The organism is Butyrivibrio sp. LB2008 (assembly GCF_000621565.1).
Classification (GTDB): Bacteria; Bacillota; Clostridia; order Lachnospirales; family Lachnospiraceae; genus Butyrivibrio.
The window spans coordinates 90,056-105,384 of sequence record NZ_JHXZ01000015.1; the positions used below are offsets into that span (position 1 = coordinate 90,056).

The 15,329-nt window shown below is 38.8% G+C and carries 19 protein-coding genes and 1 pseudogene; 19 read left to right on the forward strand and 1 reads right to left on the reverse strand.

Features of this window, described 5'->3' with window-relative positions:
- Positions 1-87: 87 nt before the first annotated feature.
- The 8 genes from greA (at position 88) to T356_RS0105200 (ending at position 6,623) form a co-directional block, all read left to right on the forward strand.
- Complete coding sequence (gene greA / locus T356_RS0105160; protein WP_026513575.1) at positions 88-573, forward strand: transcription elongation factor GreA; 486 nt, start codon at positions 88-90, stop codon at positions 571-573.
- Between the two features lie 155 nt (positions 574-728).
- Positions 729-2,291 carry a lysine--tRNA ligase gene (gene lysS / locus T356_RS0105165; protein ID WP_026513576.1) on the forward strand — a complete coding sequence of 521 codons (1,563 nt, stop codon included), beginning with the start codon at positions 729-731 and terminating at the stop codon, positions 2,289-2,291.
- A gap of 401 nt (positions 2,292-2,692) precedes the next feature.
- Positions 2,693-3,169, forward strand: coding sequence for a DUF6462 family protein (locus T356_RS21465; protein WP_242846557.1), 477 nt, complete (start codon positions 2,693-2,695; stop codon positions 3,167-3,169).
- Position 3,170: 1 nt separating this feature from the next.
- Positions 3,171-3,956 carry a ParA family protein gene (locus tag T356_RS0105180; protein WP_026513577.1) on the forward strand — a complete coding sequence of 262 codons (786 nt, stop codon included), beginning with the start codon at positions 3,171-3,173 and terminating at the stop codon, positions 3,954-3,956.
- The gene (locus T356_RS0105185) at positions 3,946-4,857 is read left to right on the forward strand and encodes a ParB/RepB/Spo0J family partition protein (RefSeq protein ID WP_026513578.1); all 912 of its coding nucleotides are present in this window, start codon (positions 3,946-3,948) and stop codon (positions 4,855-4,857) included. The genes T356_RS0105180 and T356_RS0105185 overlap by 11 nt, the downstream gene beginning before the upstream one ends.
- Entirely contained in the window at positions 4,854-5,222 is a 369-nt protein-coding gene (locus T356_RS0105190; protein ID WP_051563160.1) for a replication initiator protein A, read from the forward strand. Before T356_RS0105185 ends, T356_RS0105190 begins: the two co-directional genes overlap by 4 nt.
- 66 nt (positions 5,223-5,288) lie before the next feature.
- Positions 5,289-6,218: a DUF6017 domain-containing protein gene (locus tag T356_RS0105195; protein ID WP_026513580.1), complete on the forward strand. Its 930-nt coding sequence runs from the start codon at positions 5,289-5,291 to the stop codon at positions 6,216-6,218.
- A gap of 21 nt (positions 6,219-6,239) precedes the next feature.
- Positions 6,240-6,623, forward strand: coding sequence for a hypothetical protein (locus T356_RS0105200; RefSeq protein WP_026513581.1), 384 nt, complete (start codon positions 6,240-6,242; stop codon positions 6,621-6,623).
- A 43-nt stretch (positions 6,624-6,666) separates the two neighbouring features.
- On the opposite strand, the gene T356_RS0105205 is transcribed toward T356_RS0105200, so the two are convergent.
- Positions 6,667-7,035, reverse strand: a complete 369-nt coding sequence (locus T356_RS0105205) for a hypothetical protein (RefSeq protein WP_026513582.1) — start codon at positions 7,033-7,035, stop codon at positions 6,667-6,669.
- 309 nt (positions 7,036-7,344) lie between these two features.
- Between T356_RS0105205 and T356_RS0105210 the strand changes: the two genes are divergently transcribed.
- The 11 genes and pseudogenes from T356_RS0105210 (at position 7,345) to T356_RS0105260 (ending at position 15,311) form a co-directional block, all read left to right on the forward strand.
- Positions 7,345-7,647, forward strand: a complete 303-nt coding sequence (locus T356_RS0105210) for a hypothetical protein (protein WP_026513583.1) — start codon at positions 7,345-7,347, stop codon at positions 7,645-7,647.
- 3 nt (positions 7,648-7,650) lie between these two features.
- Entirely contained in the window at positions 7,651-8,028 is a 378-nt protein-coding gene (locus tag T356_RS0105215; RefSeq protein WP_026513584.1) for a hypothetical protein, read from the forward strand.
- A gap of 16 nt (positions 8,029-8,044) precedes the next feature.
- On the forward strand, positions 8,045-9,490 hold the full coding sequence (locus T356_RS0105220) for a hypothetical protein (RefSeq protein WP_026513585.1): 1,446 nt from the start codon (positions 8,045-8,047) through the stop codon (positions 9,488-9,490).
- 28 nt (positions 9,491-9,518) lie between these two features.
- A complete protein-coding gene (locus tag T356_RS0105225; RefSeq protein WP_035780464.1) occupies positions 9,519-9,968 on the forward strand; it encodes a hypothetical protein in 450 nt (149 codons plus the stop codon).
- Between the two features lie 86 nt (positions 9,969-10,054).
- Positions 10,055-10,447, forward strand: a complete 393-nt coding sequence (locus T356_RS0105230) for a hypothetical protein (RefSeq protein WP_026513587.1) — start codon at positions 10,055-10,057, stop codon at positions 10,445-10,447.
- 327 nt (positions 10,448-10,774) lie between these two features.
- Complete coding sequence (locus T356_RS0105235; RefSeq protein WP_026513588.1) at positions 10,775-11,308, forward strand: hypothetical protein; 534 nt, start codon at positions 10,775-10,777, stop codon at positions 11,306-11,308.
- Between the two features lie 253 nt (positions 11,309-11,561).
- A complete protein-coding gene (locus tag T356_RS0105240) occupies positions 11,562-12,623 on the forward strand; it encodes a DUF5688 family protein (RefSeq protein WP_026513589.1) in 1,062 nt (353 codons plus the stop codon).
- Position 12,624: 1 nt separating this feature from the next.
- Positions 12,625-12,873 (forward strand): hypothetical protein, encoded by a 249-nt coding sequence (locus T356_RS0105245; protein WP_026513590.1) that lies wholly within the window; start codon positions 12,625-12,627, stop codon positions 12,871-12,873.
- A 43-nt stretch (positions 12,874-12,916) separates the two neighbouring features.
- The gene (locus T356_RS18440; protein ID WP_051563161.1) at positions 12,917-13,417 is read left to right on the forward strand and encodes a PcfB family protein; all 501 of its coding nucleotides are present in this window, start codon (positions 12,917-12,919) and stop codon (positions 13,415-13,417) included.
- Between the two features lie 32 nt (positions 13,418-13,449).
- Positions 13,450-15,048, forward strand: a pseudogene (locus T356_RS0105255) (VirD4-like conjugal transfer protein, CD1115 family); the annotation flags it as partial.
- Between the two features lie 50 nt (positions 15,049-15,098).
- Positions 15,099-15,311, forward strand: coding sequence for a Maff2 family mobile element protein (locus tag T356_RS0105260; RefSeq protein ID WP_026513592.1), 213 nt, complete (start codon positions 15,099-15,101; stop codon positions 15,309-15,311).
- The last annotated feature ends 18 nt before the right edge of the window (positions 15,312-15,329 follow it).

The window sequence follows — 15,329 nt, forward strand, 5'->3', positions numbered from 1 at the left end:
GACTTGACATAAATATGCGCTTGCATTTGAGTGTGGTGCCACAGCGGCTTTCCACAGACCTGAATATATGAAGGGTAGGACAGAGTAATGGAAGAGAAGAAGAACATTTTAACTTACGAAGGACTTAAGAAATACGAGGATGAGCTTCACGAGCTTAAAGTAGTTAAGCGTAAAGAAGTTGCAGAGAAAATCAAGGAAGCCAGAGAGCAGGGCGACCTTTCAGAGAACGCTGAGTATGATGCAGCCAAAGACGAGCAGCGTGATATCGAAGCAAGAATCGAAACTCTTGAGAAAATCCTTAAAAACGCTGAGGTAGTTGTAGAGGAAGACGTTGACCTCAACAAAATCAGCATTGGATGTAAAGTTAAAATCCGCGACCTCGAGTTCAACGAGGACCTGGAGTACAAAATCGTAGGTTCATCAGAGGCAAACAGCCTTAAAGGTAAGATTTCAAACGAATCACCTGTAGGAAAAGCACTTCTTGGAGCAAAAAAAGGACAGACTGTTTCAGTTGAGACACAGGCTGGCGTCATCAAATACAAGGTGCTTGGAATTGAGAGATTTGAAAACTGAGTAGCTGTACCTGTTTGAGTGTATGCGTGACTCTCAAAGAATTGGTGATTTAAACAGTGAATTTTTTGGAGCCGGCGATTAAACATTCGCTGGCTCTTTATATGCATAATGGTGGCAGATGAAAAGGCCATATAAGATGATACGGAGGAAATAAAGTGGAAGCCAATAATCAGCAAAACAACCAGAACACACAGGAAGACGTTGGACGTCTTCGCCAGGTCAGAAGAGATAAGCTTTCTGAGCTTCAGGCAGAGGGAAGAGATCCTTTTCAGATCGTGAAGTACGACCAGACGCATCATACAAAGGATATCAGGGATAACTTTGAAGCACTTGAGTTCGTAGTTCCTGTAGATGAGGACGGTAAAGCAATTACAGTACCTCTTTCAGAAGTTCCGGCAGGCAAGATCGTATCACTTGCAGGTCGTATGATGAGTAAGCGTGTAATGGGTAAAGCGTCTTTTGCTAACCTTCAGGATAGAGACGGACGTATGCAGCTTTATATCTCAAGAAACGATCTTGGAGATGAAGCATATGCTGATTTTAAGAAAATGGATATCGGAGATATCATCGGAGTTAAGGGATTTGCTTTCAGAACAAGAACCGGAGAGCTTTCTGTTCATGTTAAGGAGCTGGTTCTTTTGGCCAAGTCTCTTATGCCACTTCCTGAGAAGTTCCACGGACTTACAGATACAGAGATTCGTTACAGACAGAGATATGTCGACCTCATCATGAATGAGGACGTAAAGGAAACATTCAAGAAGAGATCCGCTATCATCCGCGAGATCCGTAATTTCCTTGCAGACAGAGATTTCATGGAAGTTGAGACACCTATGCTTGTAGAGAATGCAGGCGGTGCTGCAGCAAGACCTTTTTTCACACATTACAATGCACTTGATGAAGAGAGAAAGCTTCGTATCTCACTTGAGCTTTACCTTAAGAGACTTATCGTAGGCGGCATGGAGAGAGTATTCGAGATCGGCCGTGTATTCAGAAACGAAGGTACAGATACAAGACATAACCCTGAGTTCACACTTATGGAACTCTATCAGGCATATACTGATTATGAAGGAATGATGGAACTTACAGAGTCCATGTTCCGTTATCTTGCCGAGAAGGTTTGTGGAACAACACAGATCCCTTACGGTGATAATATCATCGACCTTGGAAAGCCTTTCGAGCGTCTTACAATGAACGACGCTATCAAGAAGTATGCAGGCGTTGATTTTGACGCTGTTGCAACAGATGAAGAAGCTAAGGCTATCGCAAGAGAGCGTGGCATCGAGTTTGAAGACCGTCACAAGAAGGGCGACATTGTAAACCTCTTCTTCGAGGAGTTCTGTGAGAAGAATCTGATCCAGCCTACATTTATCATGGATCATCCTATTGAGATCTCACCTCTTACCAAGAAGAAGCCTACAGATCCTTCGAAGGTTGAGCGTTTTGAGCTCTTCATCAATACATGGGAGATGTGCAACGCATACTCAGAGCTTAACGATCCTATCGACCAGCGTGAGCGTTTCGCAGCACAGGATGCCAACGCCGAAGCAGGTGACGAAGAAGCCGAGCACACAGACGAAGACTTCCTCAACGCCCTCGAGATCGGTATGCCCCCCACAGGCGGTATCGGCTACGGTATCGACCGTCTCTGCATGCTGTTGACTAACAGTGCGGGTATAAGAGACGTGTTGTTGTTCCCTACGCTTAAGTCTTTGAATTGACGTATGGAGGAATAGGGAAGAATCGGTGAGTAAAGAGGTCCAATCAGATACATGTTGTACTAAAAAGTACATCTATTTCATTGGATTTCTATACCCTTCAATGGACTTTGGTGCCTAGATTGCCCAAAATGGAGCTCCGCTCTATTCGCTGTTTGGAGTTGATTTAATTAAACAAAAAGTGTTTATTTTTTGTGATAATTGATGAGGAACAGTTGAAAATTAAAGAGATAATACCGGTTATCTGCAAAGAATTCTTTCAGCGAAAAAGGCAATTATTATATTAAAACCTTATATGATCAAATATTCTAAGGACATATGTGTTCTCCAAGAAATGGAGAATAATATATGTCCTTTTTTATTTTCTTTTTTCTTGCACATCCGGAGCAAAAAGGAGGCACTGGATGAACAAATCAAAATCCCCACCAGTAGATTTAGAAAAATATTTAGAAGCCCGAGGAAGAAAGCATCATTACGTCACATATGAAGACGGAGCAAGAGCTTTGGGAATGGCTTATTGGGGCTTTGTCCGATTCTGTCAGGAGATTGGGGCAAATATTCCATTAAGAAAAACATCAATAGTAGATATGGATATCGTTGAAAAATACATAGAGAAATATCCATACGAGTTTAAAAGCAAAAGTGAGGGAAATGATATGCCTAAAAAAAGAAAAAAGATAGACAACATCGATGAATTGGTTAATTCAGGTAAAAAGAAATATGTTCGTATAGCAGAAGGAGCTGAGCTCTATTCAGTCGGAAAACATACCTTTGAATCTTGGGTTGAGGAAGCTAAAGCAGCAAGAAGGATAAAAGGAGTTGTACTTGTAAATACAGATAAGATCGATGCGTTCATAGAATCATTTGAGGAGGATTATTGATATGTGCAGAGTTATTGCGGTAGCAAATCAGAAAGGCGGAGTCGGAAAGACAGTAACTTGCGTGAATCTTGGCATTGGATTGGCCAGAAAAGGAAATAAGGTTCTTATGATAGATGCAGATCCACAGGGGTCTCTGACAATAAGTCTTGGTTGTAGTGAACCGGACAGTCTTGATTATTCACTTGCAGATGCGATGGTAGACATTATTAATGATGAACCCATAGATGTGAAAAAGGGGCTTATTCATCATATGGAGGATGTAGATGTTCTTCCGGGTAATATAGATCTGTCCAGTTTAGAAATAACTCTGACAGGTGTTATCAGCAGAGAAACCATTTTAAGAGAATATGTGGATAAAGCAAGAGAGTTTTACGACTATATCATAATCGATTGCATGCCATCTCTTGGAATGATGACTATAAATGCATTGGCTTGTGCAGATTCAGTATTGATTCCTGTTCAGGCGGCGTACCTTCCTGTAAAAGGTCTTCAGCAGCTCATTAAGACAATCGGAAGAGTAAAGAGGCAGCTTAATTCAAAGCTTGAGATTGAAGGAATACTTATAACGATGGTAGACAGTAGAACTAATTATGCAAAGGATATCACAACACTGATATACGAGAACTATTCATCAAATATAAGAATTTTTAAAGAAGAAATACCTTTATCGGTACGAGCAGCTGAGATAAGTGCATCAGGAAGTAGTCTTTATGTATATGATCCAAAGGGCAAAGCAGCGATGGCGTATACATATCTGATTGAGGAGGTAGTGGAAAATGGCAGGTAGGATTGGACAGAAAGTAAAGCTTTCAAGTATAGATGAACTTCTTGGGGTTCCAAGTACAGAAGGTACAGTGGATTTGGAAGTTTTATCAATATATCCTTTTGAAAATCATCCATTTAAGGTTGTCGATGATGAGAAGATGGATGAACTTGTAGAAAGCATAAAAGAAAGCGGAGTTTTAACTCCTGTCCTTGTAAGACCGGATGATGAGGGGACATATGAAATGATTTCTGGTCACAGAAGGTTACATGCGGCTAGAAGAGCAGGACTTCGAAAGATTCCGGCAATTATAAAGGAAATGACTAATGATGATGCGACTATTGCAATGGTCAATGCCAATATGCAGAGGGAAGAGATACTTCCAAGTGAGAGAGCATTCGCTTACAAGATGAAATTAGATGCAATAAAGCATCAGGGAGCAAAAAGAGAAACTTCCCCCCAGACTGGGGGGAAGTTGGAAGCGGCTGATATTGTAGGAGAAGCTTCCGGAGTAAGTGGATCTCAAGTACAAAGGTTCATACGACTAACATATTTAATTCCCAATCTTCTAAATCTAGTTGATGTAAAAAGATTAGCTTTAGGGGTGGCGGTAGAATTATCATATCTCAATCATGCTTATCAGCAGTGGATATATGAGTATATCTGCGAAAACGGAATGATAAAACAGGAACAGTTAATGGATCTGAGGAAGTACCGAGAAGATAGTTCATTAACACATGAACAGCTTTTGGAAATCATTATTCAGGGACGTTCTTCTACAGATAAACGAAAAAAGATCACGTTTTCGGAGAGGAAGCTTAATAAGTACTTTCCGGCTTACTATACTCAGCCAGAAATAGAAAGGATAATAGTAGGCTTATTGGAACAGTGGAAGGAATCACAGGAAGGAGAGGGCAACAAATGATGTTGGAATATTTTTATAACACACAATCAGAGCAATTTGCTTCTGTAGAGATACCTAAAGAGATTTTGACAGGGGAGAAGTTTTCTTCCCTATCTCCATCGGCAAAGATATTGTATGCGGTTCTTTTAGCAAAGATGGAAGAAGCCGGAAGGCATAATTGGTTTGATGAAGATAATAGGATTTACATTATATATCCGCTAAGAGAGATTGAAGAAGATATCAATTATTCAAAACATACAGTTATTGATTGTATGAATGAGCTTGAAGATATAGGACTCATTTTTAAGATTCAAACTAAAGGAAAACCAAGTAAGATTTACGTTAAAAATTTCAATAGGATGTGTAGATTTCAATTGATAGGGTAGTGCAGATATTGCACCACTAAGGGAATTAAAAGTAATAGAAAGTAATTGTAGGGAGGATATGGAAGCATGGGCGAAAAGATAATATTTGATTATTTCTATGGTCAAGAATCTGAGATGCATGCTTTTTACAGAGTTCCAAAGCTTCTTTTTACCAATGCGCATTTTAAGAAGCTAAGCTCTGATGCCAAGATTCTATATGGCTTAATGCTTGATAGAATGTCACTTTCACAGAAGAATAAGTGGTTAGATGCCGAAAATAGAGCCTATATCATATATTCTCAGCTTGAAGCAATGGAAATGCTTAATTGTAAGGAAAACAAAGCTATCAATTTGTTTAGGGAGTTGGAGGCGATAGGTCTATTGGAACGTAGAAAGCAAGGACAAGGTAAACCGTCATTGATTTATCTTAAGGACTTTGTTCAAGAGCAGATATTGGAAAAAACAAGTTCTGAAGAGAAATGTTCAGACATGGGAAAAATCAAGGTCAAGAACTTGGAAAAAACAATGTCTGGAGATGGGAAAAAACAAGGTCTAGACATGGGAAAAACCAATGCTAATTATAATAATATAAATAATAATAATTTAGTTATACATACAAATCATATCTATTCGATGAATCAGGATATGAATGATGAGTACAGTGCGTATGCTGAAATTGTAAGAGAAAATCTAGATATTGATAGTATGAGTGAACGCTATCCACAAGATGTAGATATTATTGAGGGGATTTATGACCTTGTACTTGAGACAGTTCTTTGCAGAAAGCCTACAATCTGGATTTCAAAGAATGAGTATCCGACCAACCTGGTTAAGTCCAAGTTTCTAAAGCTCAACCATATGCATCTTGAGTATGTCATGGGATGTATGAAGGATAATACGACTAAGGTTAGGAATATAAAGAACTATCTGTTATCTGCGCTATTTAATGCGCCAACAACTATGGGAAGTTACTATCAGGCAGAGTATATGTATGATCGTGTAAGAAAGGCGGAGTAAATTGAAAAAGGAGGAAATCAAATGACAGTTTTTTTATATATTCTTTTGTTGGTAACCGAATTTATAATTAGAATCGTGGTTGTCCTGATAAAGCGAGTTGATTTGACAAATTCTTTGGTTATCGGAGCTATCCCGGTATTTCTTGTAAGAGAACAGGGATTTGATAAAAAGACAAATTTGATTATCTTCGGGATAGCAGTGCTTTTGGCATTGATAATACAGCATATGTTTACGATTGCCAAAATACTTGCTTCAGTGATAAGTTGCGTAGCTATAGCGTTTCTTTGCGCTATTTGGAAAAGCTATGATTCAAGGCATGCGCAGCTTACAGTAGTTGTTATTGGCACTATCATAGCTGCAATATGGAATCTGCAGTATTGGTACGGATATGAGAGAGAATTGTAAAAGCGCATTTTCTAACAGTGCGCTTTTATGAATTCCGGACGCGTTATGAAATTGCGTCAAGTTCTGTTTCAAGTGCTTTTTTCCTATCTTCGCATTCCTTTTTTTCTTTTAGTATCTTTTCTTTGATAGCAACAATTTGAGACAAGAATTTAGAAGTATCACTGAGACTTTTTTCTAATTCAGTGACGATTCTTTCTTTATATTTTTCTGCCTCGGCTTGGGCTTCTTTTCCACAGACGGCAAAAGGGGACATATCGTAAGCCTTTTGCGGCTCATAGACTTTTTTTATAATATTGTTGTAATGTATCTTTACTTCTTTATATGTTTCTTCGAGTTTAAAGATTTTTGCTTCATATTCTTTTATCTGCTCATCCAGCTTATTAATTTCTGAGCGTTTATCGCTTCGATTCAATTTTGCTACCTCATTATTTTGATTTTATAAAACTATAGTACGAGCATGTAAAAATAGTATTAACATCATATCATAATTATCTGAACTATTTCAAGAATGAAGTTAGTTGTGGTAAACAGGCTGAACAGTATAAGAAATCTCCATTTATAGCATGCAGAGACAGAGAGATGGGGGAAATATAGATGGTGCTGGTGACCATTTGTGTTTGATGTGTGGCGATAAATTTGCTTGATAAAGCGTATTTTGGCGTGATAAAATGTTACTGATTTATTAAAATAGTTTTCTATAAAATAAACAATAAGGAGTAATATGGCAGAAAATAGCGTATACATGGACACGCGAGTGTTTACCGATATAGTTGGAGAAATAGGCGGCACGACTGCTAATTGCGTTCTCTCAGAAGAATCACTTAGCAAGATTGACGTATTCGAAAAAACAAAAGTTGGTCGTGAGATGAACGAGATTCTTAAGCTTTTTTATAAGTCTACAGATACGTATAGACACGAAGCTTCCGAATCACTTCCGAGGGCTCTTCTTACTCTACGCGATAGTATGATCGAGCAAGATAGGATTCTAAGTAACGGACTTACTGTAGATACAAATCGGAGGTAAGAAATGGGACTTCATTCAAGAATAGAAGAAAAGAAAGCAGAAAAAAGAGGTTATGAACGCGACCTTGCTTATTGCGAAGAAGCGTATGAATATATCAGCCAAAACCTAAGAGTTATTGAGGATGATATCTATAATCCTGATAAAGCATATGATATTACAAATTCCGGCGAGTGGCTTGGCAAACTCGAACAAGATGCAGATGATCATAGGAATGATATCTGTTCAGAGCTTAGCGGAAAGATATCTGAAACATCGAATCTCTTATCTGCCATTGAACGGACAATGGAAAAGCTCCAAGAGCTCATAAGAGAATGTGAAGAAGAGATTGAAGCTCTTGAAGAGGAGCTTCGTGCAAGAGAAAGCAGCTTAAGTAAAATGTAGGATTGAGGAAACAGAAATGGGGATTTGTTGGGATACAAAGAAAGTAAATGATTTTATAGAATATTTTGAGCACGCAGTCCATAATTATATGGAGCCATTAGCGGCGGCTCGTGCAGCTTATGAAAAATATGAGAACAATGAGACTTTTGTGGGACAGGCTGCTGAAAAATCCAAGACATTTATAGGGTTAAAGCAAAAAGAAGTAAACCGCCAACAATACGAACTTTCAAAAGAAATGCTCAAAAAATATACGGATCTTGATGAAACATTCAAGGTTATGGTCGACCCTGCCGCTGATGCAAGAATAGATACCGATGTAGTTAAAAAGGTACAAGCCCGCTTTCAGGGACAACTTGAAGGACTTGAAAGAAGCGGATTTAATATTCAGCAAAAATCAATGGATGTCTTTGATAGGCTTAGCAAATACGGCTGTGGCGTAGAGGAAGTATATTTCAGAAACACGATAGTTAAGTATGATGATTACTGCGGTACTGGTGGTTTCCTTCAGGATTGTATCAGAAAAATGGAGGATTTCGATGACGAAGCGAGTAGACGAGTAATTAATTCTGGGCTTAAGAATGCGATAATTGAGCATATAGATGAGGTATCAGAAATAACAGCGGGGCTTGATTTAATAAATCCTCAGGCTGTTGAAATAGATAAGCAAAAAGTAAGTCTTATGGCGCTGGGAGCAAGCGTAAATTCCTTGAATCCATTTAGCATACCGTTTTATCCGCCTGGATTACATTCAATCCCCATAAAACCAAAGCCTACAAAATTAGAAGAAGAATTAAAAGCTATCTCGGATAGAGATATGACAGCACCACAAAAAATAAAGGATAGCATTTATGATGATGCTAGGGCCTTAAATAAAGTGTTTTCTTTGGATGCTTATATAGAAAGTGCTTCAAAAAAATATCATGTTGATAAAGCTATGATTCAAGCTGTCCTTTTTCGAGAAATAAGATGCTATGGATATGACGATCCACTTGGCGATGCACAAGTTAGGCAAACATATGCTTACGAGCATAAAAAAGAAGAATATGACGAATGGCTTTCAAACATAGATCCAAAGAATTATTGGAAAAAGCCATCTAAGCAACCACCTACGCGTCCTCTTAAATATAGATCAGATTCATCTACTGGAGTAGGACAAATATTCGGTAAAACTGCAATAGATTCATATAATTTACATTACGGAACAAATTATGATAGGAAAAATTGGAAGGACGTAGAATTTTTTTGGAACAAACTACAGGATGAAGAATTTAATGTAGAAATGGCTGCACTGGTGTTATGTGCAGGTGCTGATGAATTTGGGTATGATATAAACAATTTATCAACTGAACAACAAAGAGTAGTTTTTACAAGATATAATGGGGATCCGGAAAATCCCATGGCAATTGCATACGGTTATACGGTACAAGATTACTATAATGCATTTTCTGAATATAATAACTGATACACTGTAATTGTAAGGAGAAACTATATTGAAAAATCAAGTTTTTTTTAAAATTATTAAATTTATTCCCGTATTAATAGTAGCAGGAGTACTTTTGCTATATATTTTGTGCCCTATCAATAATGATAATGTCGCAAAAAATATTGTAAATGAATTACAACAGATTCCTCTTCCCGAAAAAACAGTCATAGTTGAAGAAAAATCTATGGCGGCGAAACTGTGTGGAAATGGCAATGGAATGCAATATTTTGGAGCACTATTACTAAAAAGTGAGTTGTCACAGGATGATTTAAATTTATACTATACTCAGTTCAGTGAAAAATACCATGTTAAACCTCAAAGTGATAGCGAAATAAAACAAATTGAGACACAGATTGTGTACTTTGATACAAATATTGATGGTGATAATTATTACATTCTATATACTTGGGGAGACTATTACGGGATATCCAGTGAGTTTGATTTGAGGGGGCATTGAGAATATTTCACAAATATTTTTGAGGACTATGTGGTACCAAGAGAAGATAATGTAAGAAAAGTTTTTTGTTCAAGAAGGAGAAGTGTATGACATATCTTGAATGTTTGAAAGAAGATGAAAAATACAGAAAGGTCAGTGAGGCTGTTTCTGATTATCCTGATCTTTCGGCAAAGTTAATGGGGGCAATTATGCAGCATGATTGCTGTATAAAGCTTAGCGAAAATTTTGAAGAGATTTTGACAAAGGAGCTGCCTTGTAAATATACACAGGAAGAATTAAATAATATTGTCGAAAATAGTAGAATTCAGGCATACGAAGTGTTAGTGCCTGTAGAAAATGAGGTTATTCTCGAAGCGATAAAGAGGAAAAAAGCTGAACTTGAGAAATACGAAGCTAATCTCATGGATATATACAAAGAGAATAGTGAAAAAGAACTAATTTTTGTTAACGCTACTGATGAGTGTAAGGAATCAGAGTAATAGTTCTACGTCAAGATGTGAAGACCACTACAATATAGTAATGGTAAGGCTTGGGGTTGGCTGAATATCGCAGATTGGGAATATCAATTCAAAAGGAACTTTTATACCCTATTTCAATTTTTATTGTACTTTGTATCAAGGCACTTATCTGCAAAAGGGTAGGTGCTTTTTTGTACTATGAGGGGATTTAAGATTGATAAAAATATGGAACAGATGCTTCACATGAGTTATTAAAAAGATAAAACGTGAATTAGGGGATGAATATGTTGATTCTTTGAGCGCAGAAGAACTTGAGGAAGAAATATCTGCTTTAATTGGAAAATGATTATGAAGAAAAAAATTATATTTATAGGAATGGCTATAATAGCAATATTTTCTGTTATTAGCTTTTATATATATCAAACTAAGAAGTCGGAAGAGAAGAAAAGCAGAATAGCATATTTATATGAGCTACAGAATGAGGCCTTTGAAATCCATGGTATATATGAAGAAAGGTGTTGCTTTCAGACGAGTGAAAAAATAGATTTATCTATGCTTGTTGTTGATTTGTATGCATATAATTACAATCGGTCAGATGAACAATTAAGATTATCGCTCGAAGAAATAATAGATTATCTTGGTGATGAATATTCTTCGAATGGTAAGTTAAGAGTTTTTTCGCGCCCGGAAAATGTTGAAAATTATATTGTCTGGTTTCTGAACTATAAGGATAAAACACGTGATTTTGGTAGAGGCTTAAATGCATTCCTTCAAAAACAGGGCTATGAATTTTATGATGATTTAAGTTATAACGATGTTATTGAACTTTTAAAAGAATATGAAAAGGATTCGGAATATGTTCCACCCAGGCAAGATAATTAGTAATGTCCCGATTTTGTCCCTATTTGTCCCTAAATTGTCTCGGTTTTGTCCCGCTATTGTCCGTTGATACCTTAAAATAGGCATGTTATTATTATAGTGGACAAGGGAGCAGGTAAGAGCCAAGTGCTTCCTTGTTTTCTTTTGCGTAGAAGATAATAAAAGAATGAGCGTCAGCTCGTGACTAATAAGTCATGGGTTGGCGCTTTTTTCATGCAACAAGAACGGCTCAGAAGAAATAGGAAAGGGAAAGCATATGGACTTTGAACAATTTAAGGAGGAAATGGCAAAAAAAATCAAGGAGGCTCTCGATTCCAAGTATGGAATGGAAACATCTGTGGATGTGAGAACAGTGGAGAAGATGAATGAGTCTTACGAAGCGATAACAGTAAAGCCGGATGGCAGCAATATTGGTGTGAACCTCAATGCTAACGAGCTTTTTAAGGAGTATGAACAGGGAAAAAGCATTGATTGTATTGCTTCTACTGCGGCGGAATTTGCCAACAGATCACTTCATAGCGGGCCTGGTTTTGATATCGATTCTTTTAATGACTACGGCAAGATGAAGGAAAAGCTGACCATGGAGGTTGTCTCTTCTGAGAGAAACGCAGATCTTTTGCAGAAAGTTCCGCATAAGGATATCGAGGATATGTCGGTTGTTTATCGTTTTGAGCTTACACAGACCGATGAGGGAAGAACTTCCGTGCTTGTGACGAACAGGATGATCGAACAGTACGGGATCACGGCAGAGCAGCTTCATGTGGATGCGCTTAGTAATGCTCAGGAGTTTAAGCCAATCGTTATCGAGAGCATGGCTAATGTTCTTGCTAAGCAGATGGGAATTGATGATGTGGATGTGCTTGGCCTTGGCAATCTTCCTAAAGAGGAGCAGACATATGTTGCTTCTGTCGAGGGATATGTGAACGGCGCCGGAGTTATTGCTTATCAGGATTTTATGGAGAAGGCTTCTGAGCGTGTTGGAAACAGCTCGTTCTTTATTCTTCCGAGCAGTATCCATGAGCTTTTGATCATTCCTGACAATGGAAAGTTCGATCTTCAGGAATTGAAGAATATGGTCAAAGAAGTGAATACAACAACGGTAGATCCTGCAGATAAGCTTACGGACAGCGTTTATCACTATGATGCCAAGGACAAGATCTTTGAGCTTGGGGAGAAGTTTGTGGAACGCCAGAGTACCAAGGAAGTTAAGAAATCTCTTTCTGCTGAGATAAAAGCAAAGAAAGAAGAAATTGCCAAGGCTCCAAAGAAGGAAGCGCCCGGAAAAGAGCCAAAGGCAAAGGAAGGAAAAGTAAAATAATATGATTTTTTCAAAGGATAAGCCAAAGAACTGCCGAGGATGCGAACATAAGGCTGTTTGCAATGGCATAAAAAGAAATTGTGTGTACCGACAAAAGGCGCTGGAAGCTTACATAAGGAGCGATTATCCGTGCCGTGGTTGCCCATATGGCAGAGACCACAGGATATGTTTTCCTTGTTACAAGAATCTTTTGGGGCAGAAAGGAATACAGGAGTGGAAGGAGGAGAATCCAAATATCAGCTTGGAGTGACTTTGGCTTTCCTTTGTAAAAAGCGAAGGGAGGTGATGAATACGTGGAAAATGAGCAGCTTACACAGGATGCAATCAGATTTTGCTATCGATTTACAAGAGAGTCATATGAGCTTACGGAAAAGAATGTGATGAAGCTTTTGGAGGTTGAAAAAAATCTGAGGGAGGGTGCAAAGAAACTTATAAGCAAAAATCCCAAGGTAAGACATGGCAAGATGAAAATCAAACACCTTATTCGTAAAGATGAGGGCGCAACAAGCGTAGATATTGCCAAGACGGAGTTGCGGGACTTTCAGAAGGTTGCCAAAAGATACGGAGTAGATTTTGCGGTGGTCAAGCATAAAGGCTCGGAACCGCCTGTCTACTCCGTTTTCTTTAAGGCAAGGGATCAGGACGCGATTGCTGATGTTATCCGTTATTATACAGAAAAGAAGCTCATGAAAGAGAAGAGACCTTCGCTTCACGAGAGGATAAAGCAGCTTAAACAAAAGCTTGCGGAAAGACCAAAGAGAACAAGAAGCAAGGCAAAGGAGAAGAGCAGATGATAACGTATGAAACTTTGCTCAAGAGTCCAAGAGTTCTTGTCGGAATTATTGGATTTGCGATTCTGATGCTCATTCTTTTCATCTGGGATAAAAGGGAGAATAAAAAGAAATACAGGCACAGGGTGGAATTCGGTTCAGCCCGGTGGGGCACAAGGAAAGACATAGAGCCGTACATTGACCCTGTGTTTGAAAATAACGTTATTCTTTCTGAAAGTGAGATGCTTACCATGAATTCAAGACCGTCAAATCCCAAGTATGCGAGGAATAAAAATGTCCTCGTGATAGGCGGTTCCGGTTCAGGTAAGACGCGCTTTTTCATAAAGCCAAATCTCCTTCAGATGCATTCATCATACGTGGTAACGGATCCAAAGGGGCTGCTCCTTCCGGAAACGGGTATGGCGCTATATAAGAACGGCTACAGGATAAAGGTGTTCAACACTATAAATTTTGCAAAGAGCCAACATTATAACCCCTTTCAATACATCCGTTCAGAGAAAGACATCCTTAAGATGGTTAACGTGCTAATGATGAACACGAAGGGTGAAGGAAAGAGCTCAGATCCGTTTTGGGATAAAGCAGAGACAATGCTTTATACGGCGCTTATCGGTTACATTCATTATGAAGCTCCCAAAGAAGAGCAGAATTTCAAGATGCTGCTTGAGATGATCAATGCTATGGAAGTCAGGGAGGATGATGAGGATTTTAAGAACGCGATAGACCTTATCTTCGAAGATCTGGAAAAAGAGAAGCCCGATCACTTTGCTGTAAGACAATACAAGAAATACAAGTTGGCTGCCGGAAAGACAGCGAAATCAATCCTTGTATCTTGCGGCGCAAGGCTTTCTCCGTTTGATATCGCGGAACTTCGTGAGATAACGGCTTATGACGACCTTGAGCTCGATACTCTCGGAGATGAAAAAACAGCTCTTTTCCTCATCATGTCTGATACGGAAAGTACATTCTCATTCCTTATAAGCATGATATACACGCAGCTCTTTAATCTACTCTGCGAAAAAGCAGATGATGAGTATGGCGGGAGATTGCCTGTTCATGTAAGGTGCCTTATTGATGAGTGTGCCAACTGCGGAACAATCCCGAATCTTGAACGTATCGTAGCTACGATAAGAAGCAGGGAGATATCGGCTTGTTTAGTCCTTCAGGCGAAGTCACAGCTAAAAGCATTGTACAAAGAGCAGTGTGAAACAATCATAGGAAACATGGATGCGCAGATATTCCTTGGAGGAAGTGAGACTGAGACATTAAAAGACTTAAGTGCAGTCCTTGGAAAAGAGACAATTGACTATTACAACATCCAAGATACCAAAGGGATGCAGCCTTCGATATCTACAAATTATCAGAAGGTAGGGCATGACCTTATGAGTATGGATGAGCTTGCTGTCCTTGACGGAGGCAAGTGCATAGTTCAGGTGAGAGGTGTAAGGCCGTTCATATCAAATAAGTATGACCTTACCAAACATCCCAAGTATCACCTGACTGCAGACTACAGCGCAAAGAACTACTTTGATGTTGAGCAGTTCGTAAAGCGCGGAGACAACTTAATACTTAGACCCGATGACGAATATGAAGTCATCGAAGCAGATGAATTGGAGAGCGTACCGGAAGAGGAATAAAGATCTTTCGAGGCGCTCATTTTTGTTTAAAAGAAAGAGAGGAATTTATTATGGCATTTTTTCAGAGTTCAGTAACAGTACTTCAGTCACTCGTGATTGCACTTGGAGCAGGTCTTGGCATCTGGGGCGGCATAAACCTTATGGAAGGATACGGCGGAGACAATCCCGCCGCGAAGAGCCAGGGGATGAAGCAGCTAATGGCAGGAGGCGGAATCGCACTTATCGGAACTACTCTTGTACCTCTTCTTGCAGGTCTTTTTTAAGATTGGTAGGAGTAATCA

Excerpts from the sequence above, each read along its gene's own strand:
- greA (WP_026513575.1), top strand. The coding sequence starts at position 88 with ATGGAAGAGAAGAAGAACATTTTAACTTACGAAGGACTTAAGAAATAC.
- T356_RS21465 (WP_242846557.1), top strand. The coding sequence starts at position 2,693 with ATGAACAAATCAAAATCCCCACCAGTAGATTTAGAAAAATATTTAGAA.
- T356_RS0105180 (WP_026513577.1), top strand. The coding sequence starts at position 3,171 with ATGTGCAGAGTTATTGCGGTAGCAAATCAGAAAGGCGGAGTCGGAAAG.
- T356_RS0105185 (WP_026513578.1), top strand. The coding sequence starts at position 3,946 with ATGGCAGGTAGGATTGGACAGAAAGTAAAGCTTTCAAGTATAGATGAA.
- T356_RS0105190 (WP_051563160.1), top strand. The coding sequence starts at position 4,854 with ATGATGTTGGAATATTTTTATAACACACAATCAGAGCAATTTGCTTCT.
- T356_RS0105195 (WP_026513580.1), top strand. The coding sequence starts at position 5,289 with ATGGGCGAAAAGATAATATTTGATTATTTCTATGGTCAAGAATCTGAG.
- T356_RS0105200 (WP_026513581.1), top strand. The coding sequence starts at position 6,240 with ATGACAGTTTTTTTATATATTCTTTTGTTGGTAACCGAATTTATAATT.
- T356_RS0105210 (WP_026513583.1), top strand. The coding sequence starts at position 7,345 with ATGGCAGAAAATAGCGTATACATGGACACGCGAGTGTTTACCGATATA.
- T356_RS0105215 (WP_026513584.1), top strand. The coding sequence starts at position 7,651 with ATGGGACTTCATTCAAGAATAGAAGAAAAGAAAGCAGAAAAAAGAGGT.
- T356_RS0105220 (WP_026513585.1), top strand. The coding sequence starts at position 8,045 with ATGGGGATTTGTTGGGATACAAAGAAAGTAAATGATTTTATAGAATAT.
- T356_RS0105230 (WP_026513587.1), top strand. The coding sequence starts at position 10,055 with ATGACATATCTTGAATGTTTGAAAGAAGATGAAAAATACAGAAAGGTC.
- T356_RS0105235 (WP_026513588.1), top strand. The coding sequence starts at position 10,775 with ATGAAGAAAAAAATTATATTTATAGGAATGGCTATAATAGCAATATTT.
- T356_RS0105240 (WP_026513589.1), top strand. The coding sequence starts at position 11,562 with ATGGACTTTGAACAATTTAAGGAGGAAATGGCAAAAAAAATCAAGGAG.
- T356_RS0105245 (WP_026513590.1), top strand. The coding sequence starts at position 12,625 with ATGATTTTTTCAAAGGATAAGCCAAAGAACTGCCGAGGATGCGAACAT.
- T356_RS0105260 (WP_026513592.1), top strand. The coding sequence starts at position 15,099 with ATGGCATTTTTTCAGAGTTCAGTAACAGTACTTCAGTCACTCGTGATT.